The organism is Streptomyces sp. ActVer (genome assembly GCF_027270795.1).
In the GTDB taxonomy this organism is placed as follows: Bacteria; Actinomycetota; Actinomycetes; order Streptomycetales; family Streptomycetaceae; genus Streptomyces; species Streptomyces umbrinus_A.
On the sequence record NZ_JAPWHT010000331.1, the window covers coordinates 1 to 11,645 of the forward strand.

At 71.8% G+C, this 11,645-nt stretch carries 11 protein-coding genes, 1 rRNA gene and 1 pseudogene; 2 read left to right on the forward strand and 11 right to left on the reverse strand.

Translation table 11 applies throughout. From position 1 onward, the window contains the following. The 4 genes from O3Q52_RS37705 to O3Q52_RS37720 form a co-directional block, all read right to left on the reverse strand. Window positions 1-679 (reverse strand): AAA family ATPase (locus O3Q52_RS37705; protein WP_269653107.1); only part of this gene is annotated, 679 nt, incomplete at its 3' end. A 197-nt stretch (window positions 680-876) separates the two neighbouring features. Continuing rightward, window positions 877-1,782 carry an NAD kinase gene (locus tag O3Q52_RS37710; protein WP_055618637.1) on the reverse strand — a complete coding sequence of 302 codons (906 nt, stop codon included), beginning with the start codon at window positions 1,780-1,782 and terminating at the stop codon, window positions 877-879. Next, window positions 1,779-2,594 carry a TlyA family RNA methyltransferase gene (locus tag O3Q52_RS37715; protein WP_055618638.1) on the reverse strand — a complete coding sequence of 272 codons (816 nt, stop codon included), beginning with the start codon at window positions 2,592-2,594 and terminating at the stop codon, window positions 1,779-1,781. The genes O3Q52_RS37710 and O3Q52_RS37715 overlap by 4 nt, the downstream gene beginning before the upstream one ends. 7 nt (window positions 2,595-2,601) lie before the next feature. Further along, window positions 2,602-2,922, reverse strand: a complete 321-nt coding sequence (locus O3Q52_RS37720; protein WP_269653114.1) for a hypothetical protein — start codon at window positions 2,920-2,922, stop codon at window positions 2,602-2,604. A 168-nt stretch (window positions 2,923-3,090) separates the two neighbouring features. Between O3Q52_RS37720 and O3Q52_RS37725 the strand changes: the two genes are divergently transcribed. Then, complete coding sequence (locus O3Q52_RS37725) at window positions 3,091-3,438, forward strand: SCP2 sterol-binding domain-containing protein (RefSeq protein WP_269653108.1); 348 nt, start codon at window positions 3,091-3,093, stop codon at window positions 3,436-3,438. Window positions 3,439-3,487: 49 nt separating this feature from the next. Here O3Q52_RS37725 and O3Q52_RS37730 read toward each other — a convergent pair whose 3' ends face one another. The 4 genes from O3Q52_RS37730 to O3Q52_RS37745 all read right to left on the reverse strand — a co-directional run bounded on the left by O3Q52_RS37730 (window position 3,488) and on the right by O3Q52_RS37745 (window position 7,804). Next, window positions 3,488-4,438 carry an ABC transporter ATP-binding protein gene (locus O3Q52_RS37730; protein ID WP_269653109.1) on the reverse strand — a complete coding sequence of 317 codons (951 nt, stop codon included), beginning with the start codon at window positions 4,436-4,438 and terminating at the stop codon, window positions 3,488-3,490. Next, on the reverse strand, window positions 4,435-5,436 hold the full coding sequence (locus O3Q52_RS37735; protein ID WP_269653110.1) for an iron chelate uptake ABC transporter family permease subunit: 1,002 nt from the start codon (window positions 5,434-5,436) through the stop codon (window positions 4,435-4,437). Before O3Q52_RS37735 ends, O3Q52_RS37730 begins: the two co-directional genes overlap by 4 nt. Window positions 5,437-5,594: 158 nt before the next feature. Next, window positions 5,595-6,638, reverse strand: a complete 1,044-nt coding sequence (locus O3Q52_RS37740; RefSeq protein ID WP_269653111.1) for an iron ABC transporter permease — start codon at window positions 6,636-6,638, stop codon at window positions 5,595-5,597. 137 nt (window positions 6,639-6,775) lie between these two features. Then, window positions 6,776-7,804, reverse strand: coding sequence for an HAD hydrolase-like protein (locus O3Q52_RS37745; protein ID WP_269653112.1), 1,029 nt, complete (start codon window positions 7,802-7,804; stop codon window positions 6,776-6,778). Window positions 7,805-7,876: 72 nt separating this feature from the next. Here O3Q52_RS37745 and O3Q52_RS37750 point away from each other — a divergent pair, with 72 nt between their 5' ends. Next, entirely contained in the window at window positions 7,877-9,166 is a 1,290-nt protein-coding gene (locus tag O3Q52_RS37750; RefSeq protein WP_269653113.1) for a DUF1015 domain-containing protein, read from the forward strand. A gap of 90 nt (window positions 9,167-9,256) precedes the next feature. Here the strand turns inward: O3Q52_RS37750 and O3Q52_RS37755 are convergent, their stop codons facing one another. The 3 genes and pseudogenes from O3Q52_RS37755 to rrf all read right to left on the reverse strand — a co-directional run. Further along, complete coding sequence (locus O3Q52_RS37755; protein WP_269653115.1) at window positions 9,257-10,102, reverse strand: hypothetical protein; 846 nt, start codon at window positions 10,100-10,102, stop codon at window positions 9,257-9,259. Window positions 10,103-10,591: 489 nt separating this feature from the next. Next, a pseudogene (locus O3Q52_RS37760) lies at window positions 10,592-11,398 on the reverse strand (hypothetical protein); the annotation flags it as partial. 160 nt (window positions 11,399-11,558) lie between these two features. Next, window positions 11,559-11,645 (reverse strand): 5S ribosomal RNA (gene rrf, locus O3Q52_RS37765); the annotation flags it as partial.

The following is an 11,645-nucleotide window of genomic DNA, read 5'->3' on the forward strand; positions in this document are numbered from 1 at the left end:
CGTGCCCGAGGCGCTCGGCCTCGGCCGCAAGCTCGACGTCCTCGCCCGGGCGCGGTTCCACCGCGGCGATCTCGTCGAGCCCGAAGCGCAGCATGTCGGCTTCCTGGGCACGCTCCCGCGCGCGGGTGGTGATCTCGTCCAGTTCGGTGGAGATGGCGCGCAGCCGTCGGTAGGCGCCCGCGTACTTGGCGAGCGGCACGGCGACGGCGTCGCCCGCGTACCGGTCGAGGGCCTGCCGCTGGCGGGACAGCTTGAGCAGCCCCTGCTGGTCGGTCTGGCCGTGCACGGCCACCAGGTCCTCGGCGAGCTCGGCGAGCAGCCCCACCGGCACGGAACGCCCTCCCAGGTGCGCGCGCGAGCGCCCCTCGGCGGAAACGGTACGGCTGATGAGCAGCACGCCGTCGTCGAGCTCGGCGCCGGCCTCCTCGGCCCGTACGACGGCCGAGGCGCCGTCGGGTACGGAGATCCGCCCCTCCACGACCGCGTTCTTGGCCCCGATCCGCACGAGGGCCGGATCGGCGCGCCCGCCCAGCAGCAGGCCCAGGCTGGTGACCACCATCGTCTTGCCCGCGCCGGTCTCACCGGTCACGGCGGTGAAGCCGGGTGACAGCTCGACGACCGCGTCGTCGATGACTCCGAGCGACCGTATCCGCATCTCCTCCAACACGGACATGACCATACGAGGTTTCCCCCACCCGGCGCGACGCCGCCCCAGTCCCTCCGCATAAGCCCTGGTGCGGTTGACCGAATTGCCCGTTCCCCGCGCCCCTGAAAGACGGGGCGATAGCCCCTGCTCTTAAGGGGCGCGGGGAACTGCGCGACCAGCCCCCACCGACCCGCACCAAACCAACGACATCCCCGCCCCCTGCGGAGCACTCAGTGCGGAGCGCCCCGCCAACCCGCCACCGGCAGCGCGAACTTGGCGACCAGCCGGTCGGTGAACGACGCATGGTGCAGCCGCGCCAGCCGCACCGGCACCGCCCCACGCCGGACCTCGACCCGCGCACCGGGCGGCAGCTCGATCGTGCGGCGGCCGTCGCACCACAGCACCCCGGGCGGGATGTGCGGCAGGACCTCCACGGCCAGCACCGAGTTCGGCGAGGTCACCAGCGGCTTGGCGAACAGGGCGTGCGCGCTGATCGGCACCATCAGCAGCGCCTCGACCTCCGGCCACACCACCGGACCGCCCGCGGAGAACGCGTACGCCGTCGAACCGGTCGGCGTCGACAGGACGATCCCGTCGCACCCGAACCCGGTCACCGGCCGCCCGTCGATCTCCAGCACGACCTCCAGGAGCTTCTCGGCCCCCGCCTTCTGCACGGCGGCCTCGTTGAGCGCCCAGTCCGTGTGGACGACATCGCCGTTGCTGTGCACGACGACGTCGACGGTCATGCGCTCCTCGACCTCGTACGCCTTCGTCACCACCCGGTCGACGACCTTGTCGAGGTCGTCGCGCTCGGCCTCCGCGAGGAAGCCGACACGCCCGAGGTTGACGCCCAGCATGGGCACCCCGGAGGCGCGGGCGAACTCGGCACCGCGCAGCAGCGTCCCGTCACCGCCGAGGACGATCAGCAGCTCACACCCGTCGAGGCACTCCGGTGTCGCCTCCTTGACGAGCTCCACACTCTCCGGGAGCGGCAGATCGGCCGCCTCCGCCTCCAGGACCCGTACGCCGAGACCGGAACGCACCAGCCCCTCGACGACGAGCTCGGCACTGCGGATGGCCGCGGGCCGTCCGGTGTGGGCGAGCAGAAAAACAGTACGAGCTCGGGTCTGTGTCAACGCGGCCCCTCCGCCACTGCACGGTCAACGTCGGCCGGGTCCAGTGCGGGTGCCCCGGCACGCAGCCACAGAAAGTACTCGACATTCCCCGAGGGCCCGGGCAACGGACTGGCCGTCACACCGTTCACCCCGAGTCCCAGTTCCCCCGCCTGCCGGGCCACGCCGCGCACGGCGTCCGCCCGTAGCTCGGGGCTGCGGACGACTCCGCCGCTCCCGAGCCGTTCCCTGCCCACCTCGAACTGCGGCTTGACCATCATCACCAGGTCGGCTCCGGGCGCCGCGCACCGCACAAGGGCGGGCAGCACCAGGCCGAGTGGGATAAAGGACAAGTCACCGACAACAAGATCCACCGGCTCCCCATCGATCGCCTCCAACGTCAACTCGCGTACGTTCGTACGGTCCTTGACGGTGACCCGTTCATCACTCTGAAGAGACCAGGCCAACTGCCCGTATCCGACGTCCACGGCGACGACGTGGGCGACGCCCGCGCGCAGCAGCACATCGGTGAACCCGCCGGTCGAGGCGCCGGCGTCCAGAGCCCGCCGTCCCTCGACCGCCAGGCCGAGCGGAACGAAGGCCTCCAGCGCCCCGGCGAGCTTGTGGCCGCCGCGCGAGACGTAGTCCGGATCGTCGTCGTCCTGGGTGACCAGGATGGCGGCGGCGGTCTCCACCTGGGTGGCGGGTTTGGTCGCGAGGGTCTTGCCGACGGTGACCCTCCCGGCGGCGATCAGCTGTCCGGCGTGCTCGCGCGAGCGGGCGAGTTTACGTCGGACCAGCTCGGCGTCGAGGCGGCGTCGTGCCACTCCTGCCACGTTCGGTTCAGCTCCTGTTGCTGTTGCTGTTGCTGTCGTTACTGCTGCCGTACGGCGCAGGGGGCGCCGGAGGTCCCGGGCGGGCGTCGAGCGCGGTGAGCGCGTCGCGCAGCCCCCTGTGCACATCCTCGTACACCTCCACGTGGCCGTCCGTGGCGAGGTGGTCCACATCGGCCAACCGGTCGAGCTGGGCGTCGACCTCGGCGTTGCCCGTGGGCGTACGCGGCACGTGGAGGGGAGCGGGGGCGGCGGGGTCGTCCTCGGGTTCCGCGGCGGGCCCGGCCTCGGCCTGAGCATCGGGCTCGCCTTCGGGCCCGGGCCCGGCCATGGCCTCGGGGTCCGCGGACGGCACCGGCACCGGCTCGAGCACGGGCACGACCGGAGTCCGGGCCTCCGCGCCGAAGGGTCCTGTGTCGAAGGCCCCCGTCTCCGGGCCGCTCATGGAGTCGCTCATGACCCGACGCTACCGCGAAGCGCTGGGGTACCGTCGATCGCGATGGCCACGATTGAGGAGTGCCGCAGCGCACTCGACAAGCTCTCGGACAACATGGCGGGCGCGGACGGCGACGTACGCAGCGCGGCGGCGTTGGACCGCTCGCTGAGCTGCCGTATCACCGACCTCGACATCACCTTCGTAGGCCGCCTCAAGGACGGCCGGATCGAGGTGCTCGACACGCTCCAGGGCCCCCCGCCCGACAAGGCCGAGATCCGGCTCACGATGACGGGCGACGATCTGGTCGCGATGGTCAACGGCGAGCTGAACTTCGCGAAGGCCTGGGGCTCGGGCCGGGTCAAGCTCGAAGCCGGCCTGCGCGACCTGCTCCGGCTCAGAAAACTCCTCTGAAAGCTCCCCCGGCCCTGCCCGTCCGGCCCTTGGCGATCCCGCGGGAGCACTAGCTCTTCGCGACACCGACGGGCGCGGCGGCGGTCGTACGTGCCTTCCGCGCCGCCGGCACCACCAGCGGCGTACCCGTCTCCGGGTCGTCGATGACCTGGCAGCGCAGCCCGAAGACCTCCTCGACCAGCTCGGCCGTGACGATGTCGGCCGGGGCGCCCTCGGCGATCACCGAGCCCTCGCGCAGGGCGATCAGGTGGGTGGCGTACCGGGCCGCGTGGTTGAGGTCGTGCAGTACGGCGACCAGGGTGCGGCCCTGCTCCTCGTGGAGCTCCGCGCACAGGTCGAGCACGTCGATCTGGTGCTGGATGTCGAGATAGGTGGTCGGCTCGTCGAGCAGCAGCAGCGGGGTCTGCTGGGCGAGCGCCATGGCGATCCACACACGCTGGCGCTGGCCTCCGGAGAGCTCGTCGACGTATCGGTCGGCCAGTTCGGCGACCCCCGTCGAGGTCATGGACTCGCGCACGATCCGCTCGTCCTCGGTCGACCACTGGCGCAGCAGCCCCTGGTGGGGATAGCGGCCGCGCCCCACGAGGTCGCCGACGGTGATCCCGTCGGGCGCGATCGACGACTGCGGCAGCAGCCCGAGCGTCCTGGCCACCTTCTTGGCGGGCATCGACTGGATGACCTGCCCGTCGAGCATCACCCGGCCCTGGCTCGGCTTCAGCATCCGGGACAGGGCGCGCAGCAGCGTGGACTTGCCGCAGGCGTTCGGGCCGACGATCACCGTGAACGAGTTGTCCGGTATCTCGACCGACAACTGCTCGGCGATGACGCGCTGGTCGTAGGCGAGGGTGACGTTCTCGGCGGAGAGGCGGTTCACAGTGCTCCTTCGGGTGTTCGTGTGCGGCCCGCCATCGGAGCCCGTACTCGTCCTGCTCGTCTCGCCGGCGGCGGCCGTCCGCGCCGTCCCGTCGTCGGCCGTACTCGTCTTGCGGTCGGCGTTCATATCCGGCCCGCCTTCCGCTCGGTGACCAGGAGCCACAGCAGATAGACGCCGCCGAGCACTCCGGTCACGACGCCGACGGGCAGCTGGTCTGCGCCGAAGGCCCGCTGCGAGGCCCAGTCCGCGACGACCAGCAGGGTGGCGCCCATCCACATGGCGGGCACCAGATTGGGTCCCGGCGAGCGGGTGAGGCGCCGCGCGAGCTGTGGCGCGGTGAGCGCGACGAAGGCGACCGGGCCCGCGGCGGCGGTGGCGGCCGCGGTGAGCAGCACGGCGGCCACCAACAGCAGCAGCCGCGTGCGCTCGACCCGCACCCCGAGCGCGTACGCCGCGTCGTCGCCCATCTCCAGCATCCGCAGCCCGCGCGCGTTGCCGAGGACCAGCGGTACGAGGACGGCGCACAGGCCGAGCAGCGGCCAGACCTGGGCCCAGTCACGGCCGTTGAGCGAGCCGGTCATCCAGACGACGGCACGGGCCGCGTCGACGAGGTCGGCCTTGGTGATCAGATAGCCGTTGACGGCCGTGACGATCGCGGAGACACCGATACCGACCAGGACGAGTCGGTATCCGTGCACACCCCGCTTCCAGGCGAGCACATAGATGGCGAGCCCGGTCACCAGACCGCCGACCAGCGCCCCGACGGCGACCTGGGTGGCACTCCCCGAGAACAACACGATCATCACGAGCGCGCCGGCCGTCGAACCCTGCCCGAGGCCGAGCACGTCCGGACTGCCCAGCGGGTTGCGGGAGATGGTCTGGAAGAGCGCGCCGCCGAGCCCGAGCGAGGCCCCCACCAGGAGCCCGACCAGGACCCGCGGCAGGCGCAGCTCGTTGACGATGAACTCCTGGCCGGCGTCGCCGTTGCCGACCAACGTCCTGAGGACGTCGGCGGCCGGTATCGGGAAGTCGCCGGTGCCGATCAGCACGATACTCGCGGCGAGCGCGGCCACGAGCAGCAGCACGACGACCGTGAACCCGCGGACATCGACACGGACCGACATCCCACCGCCGGTGCGCACGGTCCGGGCCCGGAAGGCCCGGACGGGACCTGCCTGATCGAGCCCGGTGTTTTCGTGTCCCGCCTGATCGAGCCCGGTCCGTTCGTGTCCTGCCCGATCGTGTCCTGCCCGATCGTGTCCGGCCTGATTGCGTGGGGGCTTCACAGCTGCGCCGTCCTCCGCCGTCGTACGAGAAAGATGAAGACCGGCCCGCCGAGGATCGCGGTGACGATGCCGACCTGGAGCTCCGCGGGCCGGGCGACCATCCGGCCGATCACATCGGCGCCCAGCAGCAGCACCGGCGACAGCACGGTGGCGTACGGCAGGATCCAGCGCAGGTCGGGCCCGGTGAAGGACCGTACGACGTGCGGAACCATCAGCCCGACGAAGACGATCGGCCCGCAGGCGGCGGTCGCGGCCCCGCACAGCACGGTCGCGGCGGCCATGGACAGCCCGCGGGTGCGGTTCAGATGCGCCCCGAGCGCGCGGGCGGTGTCGTCGCCCATGGCCATGGCGTTCAGCGGCCGGGCGAGCGCCAGCGCGAGGACCGTGCCGATCACGAGGAACGGCAGCACCTGCTCGATGGTCGAGTTCGTGGCCGAGGCCAGCGAACCGACCGTCCAGAAGCGCATCTTGCTGAGCGCGGCCTCGTCCGTGATCATCACGGCCTGCAGATAGCCGTAGAGCGCGGCGCTGATCGCGGTGCCGGCGAGCGCGAGCCGCACCGGCGTGGCACCCCGGCTGCCGCCGAGGAAGTACACGAGCGCCCCGACGGCGGCGGCCCCCGCGAAGGCGAACCACACATAGCCGCTCAGCGAGGTGACACCGAAGAAGGTGATGGCCGTGACGACCGCGGCGGACGCGCCGGCGTTGATGCCGAGCAGCCCCGGGTCGGCGAGCGGGTTGCGGGTCAGCGCCTGGAGGACCGCCCCGGAGAGGCCGAGCGCGGCGCCGACGAGCAGCCCGAGGACCGTACGCGACAGCCGCTCGCCCACCACGACGTCGCCGTACGTTCCCGAGTCCTCGAACAAACCGTGCCAGACCTGCTCCAGCGACAGCTCTTTTGCGCCGATCGCGATGCTCGCCAGGGCGACCAGCACCAGCACGGCGAGGGACACGAAGAGCCCAGCGGCCCGTATCGCCCGGCGGGTTGGGGGCGCGGGGGCGGTCTCCGCGCTCGGTTCGGGGGGACTGTCGACCAACACCCGGTTAGGTTAGCCTACCCTCGCCACGCGTCACGATCCCATATGCCGTGACCTGCGCAACCACCCTCCTCAGGCCGCACTCCAGGGCCCCATCGCAGGCCCCGCCCGAAAGCCCATGGGATCCGCCGGGCCCGCGCTCAAAGCCCAAGCCGCGCCAGCGCCTTGCCCCCGTCCAGCTCACACGCCCCGTCCCCGGCAGCCGTCCAGGCGGCGGCACACAGCGCCCGCAGCCCGTCCATCGCCTCGCCCGCACCCTCCAGTTCCAGCCGCTCGGCGCCGGCCGTCGCCGTCCAGCCCCCGCAGCGGAACCCTTCGCCCGCCTCGACGACCTCCGGCTGCCCGGTCAGCATCCCCCGCAGATCGGCGTCGACGTACGTCGGCCGGTGCTGCGGCGGCGCGGCGAGGAGCTGCGCCCCGTCGGTCACGCCCGTCAGCACCAGCAGCGAGTCCACCTCGCCGTTGAACGCCCCCTCGATGTCCGTGTCGAGCCGGTCCCCGACGACCAACGGCCGCTCGGCCCCGGTCCGCAGGATCGTCTCGCGGTGCATCGGCGGCAGCGGCTTGCCCGCCACCTGCGGCTCGGCGCCGGTCGCGATCCGCACGACCTCCACGGCCGCGCCGTTGCCCGGGGCGATCCCGCGCGCGCTGGGGATCGTCAGATCGGTGTTGGACGCGAACCACGGCACCCCGCGCGCGATGGCGTAGCAGGCCTCCGCGAAGCGGCCCCACGGCAGATCGGGCCCGCCGTACCCCTGCACGACCGCCACCGGCTCGTCCTCGGCCGACTCGACCGGTTCGAGCCCGCGCTCGCGCAGCGCGACCCGCAGCCCCTCCCCGCCGATCACCAGCACCCGCGCCCCCTGGGGCACCTGCTCGCTGATCAGCCGGGCCACCGCCTGCGCCGAGGTGATGACGTCCGGCTCCTCCGTCGGTATCCCCAGCTCCGAGAGGTGCGCGGCCACGGTGTCGGGCGTCCGCAGCGCGTTGTTCGTCACGTACGCGAGACGCATTCCGCCCAAGCGGGCCGTGCCGAGCGAGTCGACCGCGTACGCGATCGCGTTCCCGCCCGCGTACACCACCCCGTCCAGGTCGAGCAGCGCCGTGTCGTACGCCTCGCTCAGGGCCCGGTCACTGCCCTCGGGGCGCGTCCTCACGGTCTGGCTCATTACGCATCGCTCCTCGTTCGATCCCTTTCCCCCGATCATCCCGCACGGCACTGACACACTTACGATGCACCAATGAACACTGCAGGTCCCGCGGACGTACCGGCACGCATGGGCCTTGATCTGACCCCGTTCCAGGGTCTGCGCTACGACCCCGACCGGGTCGGCAGCCTCTCCGCCGTCACGTCCCCGCCGTACGACGTGGTCGTACGACCCGACGGTCTCCACCACCTCGAATCGGCGGACCCGCACAACATCGTCCGGCTGATCCTCCCCCAGGCCACCACGCCCAGCGTCCGCAACGAGCAGGCCGCGGACACCCTGCACCGCTGGCTGTCCGAGGGCGTCCTGACCACGGACTCCGTGCCGGGTCTGTACGTATACGAGCAACGCCACGGCGACGGCATGCTGCAACGGGGCATCATCGGCGCCCTGCGCCTGTCGGAGGCGTCGGACGGCGTGGTCCTGCCCCACGAGGACGTCATGCCGCACGTCGTCGCGGACCGCGCGGCCCTGATGCGCGCCACCTCCGCGAACCTCGAACCCCTGCTGCTGACCTACCGCGGCAACGGGGCCGCCTCAGGCACGACCGCCGTCGTGGAGCGCGCCGCCGAGCGTCCTCCCCTGCTGTCCACGACCACGGAGGACGGCTTCAGCCATCGCCTGTGGGCCGTGACCGACCCCGCGCACCTGGCCGAGATCCGGACAGACCTGGCCCACCGCCAGGCCCTCATCGCCGACGGCCACCACCGCTGGGCGACGTACTTGCGTCTACGCGCGGAGCATCCCTCCCCCAGCCCCTGGGACTTCGGCCTGGTGCTCCTCGTCGACACCGCCCGCTACCCACTCCGCGTCCGCGCGATCCATCGTCTCCTGCACCGCCTCCCGGTGGCCGACGCCCTGACGGCCCTCGGCGACGACTTCCGCGTACATCAGGTCGACGGCCCCCTCTCCCGGGCCTTGGAGGCCCTCTCCGTAGCGGCCACCGAGGGAAACGCATACCTCCTTGCGGGCGACGGCACCTTCCACCTCGTCGACCGCCCGTCCCCGGACCTGCTCGCCCGTACGATCCCGGCGGACCGCCCCGAGACCTGGCGCACCCTCGACGCGACGGTTCTGCACGCCACGCTCCTCGACCACGTCTGGCAGATACCCGACGTCCCGGAGCACATCGCCTACATCCACGACACCGCCGCCACGGTCGCCAAGGCGGAACGCGACGGCGGCACGGCCGTCCTGATGCACCCGGTCCACGAGGAGGTCGTACGCGACCTCGCGAGCCAGGGCGTCACCATGCCCCGCAAGTCGACGTCATTCGGCCCGAAGCCGGCGTCGGGCCTGGTGCTGCGCACCCTGGCCCCCTGAAAACACGAACGGGCGGGACCCCCGAGGGGATCCCGCCCATGTACTCGTAGGACTCGTAGCAGCCGTACTCGTACGACTCCTGCGGGGCTGTCAGCCCTTCAGGTCGCCCTCGTCGCCGTCCGTGTCGTCCACGTCGTCCAGGCCATCGTCGTCGACGCTGTCCTCGACCGGATCGGGCTCCGACTCCGCCTCCGGGGCCTCGGAGTTCACGACCTCGACATCCCCGTCCCTGTCGGTGTCGCCATCGCCGTCGTCCTCGACGAGGGCGTCGACGAACTCCACACCGTCCAGCTCGGCGAGCCGGTCCGAGGCGTCCGTGCTGCCGTCCTTGTCGGACTCGACGGCCTTGGCGAACCACTCGCGCGCCTCGCCCTCACGCCCGGCCGCAAGCAGCGCGTCGGCGTACGCGTACCGCAGTCGCGCGGTCCAGGGCTGTACGGAGTTGGAGGCGAGCTCGGGGCTCTGCAGCGTGACGATGGCCGCGTCGAGCTGGTCCATGTCCCGCCGCGCACCGGCGGCCACGAGCCGCATCTCGACCTGGCCGGCCTTGTCGAGCTTCTGCACCTCGGGGGCCCCGGCCATGTCGAGCGCCTTCTCGGGCCGCCCGAGACCGCGCTCACAGTCCGCCATGACGGGCCACAGGTCCACGTTGCCGGTCATGCGCCGCGCGGCCCGGAACTCGGCGAGCGCCTCGCTGTACTTCTGGTTCGCGTACGCGGCGAAGCCGGCCGCCTCCCGTACGGCAGCGACACGCGACGCCAGCCGCAGCGCGACCCTGGAGTAGCCGTACGCCCCCTCGGGGTCCTCGTCGATGAGCCTCGCCACCATCACCAGGTTCCGGGAGACGTCCTCGGCAAGCCCCTTGGGCAGGCTCTGCAGTTCCTGCTTTACGTCCTTGTCGATCTCCTCGCCCGTGACGTCGTCCGGGATCGGCAGCCGCTTGATCGGCTCGCGGTCGCGGTCCCGCTCGTCACGGAAACGCCCGCCGCCACGACGGTCGTCGCCGCCTCGCGCACCACGGTCGTCCCGTCCGCGGAACCCGCCACCGCCACTACCTGCGCGGTTGTCGTCCCGACGGAAGCCACCACGGTCGCCACCGCCACTGCTGCCGCCACGGTTGTCATCACGACGGTCGTCACGCCGATCATCGCGACGGACGTAACCGGTACGGTCGCCGTCGCGACGGTCGTCCCTGCGGTCATCGCGGCGGAAACCGCCGCGGTCGCCGCCACCACTGCTGCCGCCGCGGTTGTCATCGCGACGGTCGTCGCGGCGGAAGCCACCACGATCGCCGCCACCACTGCCACTGCGGTTGTCGTCGCGACGCGGGCCGCCCCGCTCGTCGTCACGGCGGAAAGCCGGACGGCCACCACGGTCGTCGTCCCGACGGAACCCACCGCGGTCACGGTCGTCACGGCTCGGCCCACTCGGACGGTCATCACGCCGGAACGGCGGACGGCCACCACGGTCGTCGTCACGGCGGAACGCCGGACGATCGCCATCGCGCCGGAACCCACCACGGTCGCCACCGCCACCGCGGTTGTCGTCCCGACGGAAGCCACCGCGGTCACCGCCACTGCTGCCGCCGCCACGGTTGTCATCACGACGGTCGTCACGCCGGAAGGGCGGACGGTCACCATCACGCCGAGGGCCGCCACGGTTGTCATCGCGACGGAAACCGCCACGGTCACTGCTGCCACCACGGTTGTCGTCACGCCGGAAGCCGCCACGGTCGCCACCGCCACCGCGGTTGTCATCGCGACGGTCGTCGCGGCGGAAGCCACCACGATCGCCGCCACCACTGCCACTGCGGTTGTCGTCGCGACGCGGGCCGCCCCGCTCGTCGTCACGGCGGAAAGCCGGACGGCCACCACGGTCGTCGTCCCGACGGAACCCACCGCGATCGCGGTCGTCACGGCTCGGCCCACTCGGACGGTCATCACGCCGGAACGGCGGACGGCCACCACGGTCGTCGCGCCCGCGGAATCCGCCGCCAGTGCCGCCACCACGGTTGTCGTCGCGGCGGAAGCCACCACGGTCACTGCTGCCACCGCTGCCGCTGCCACCACGGTTGTCATCACGGCGGAAACCACCGCGGTCGCCGCCACCACTGCTGCTGCCACGGCTGTCATCGCGACGGTCGTCACGCCGGCCGTTCCCGCCACGGTCGTTGTCGCGGCGCGGGCCCCCTCGGTACCCGCCCCGGTCACCACTGTCCCGGCGTCGCTGGTCGCGCTCCGGTCGCTCGTCGGGAGAGTTGGTGGACATGGGTGACTCCTGTCATCGGTACCGCAAGTCATTCTCGCGCAGCCGGGTACCCAGCGCGCTTCGGAAAACAAAAAAGGACCTCTGGTCCCAGCGAGTCGCTGGGACCAGAGGTCCTCCAAATATTGTTCGGCGGCGTCCTACTCTCCCACAGGGTCCCCCCTGCAGTACCATCGGCGCTGTAAGGCTTAGCTTCCGGGTTCGGAATGTAACC

Bases quoted from the DNA above. Each gene is read 5' to 3' on its own strand.
- O3Q52_RS37725 (WP_269653108.1), top strand. From the start codon at position 3,091: ATGGCCACGATTGAGGAGTGCCGCAGCGCACTCGACAAGCTCTCGGAC.
- O3Q52_RS37730 (WP_269653109.1), bottom strand. From the start codon at position 4,438: ATGAACGCCGACCGCAAGACGAGTACGGCCGACGACGGGACGGCGCGG.
- O3Q52_RS37720 (WP_269653114.1), bottom strand. From the start codon at position 2,922: ATGGCCGGGCCCGGGCCCGAAGGCGAGCCCGATGCTCAGGCCGAGGCC.
- O3Q52_RS37735 (WP_269653110.1), bottom strand. From the start codon at position 5,436: ATGTCGGTCCGTGTCGATGTCCGCGGGTTCACGGTCGTCGTGCTGCTG.
- O3Q52_RS37745 (WP_269653112.1), bottom strand. From the start codon at position 7,804: ATGAGCCAGACCGTGAGGACGCGCCCCGAGGGCAGTGACCGGGCCCTG.
- O3Q52_RS37750 (WP_269653113.1), top strand. From the start codon at position 7,877: ATGAACACTGCAGGTCCCGCGGACGTACCGGCACGCATGGGCCTTGAT.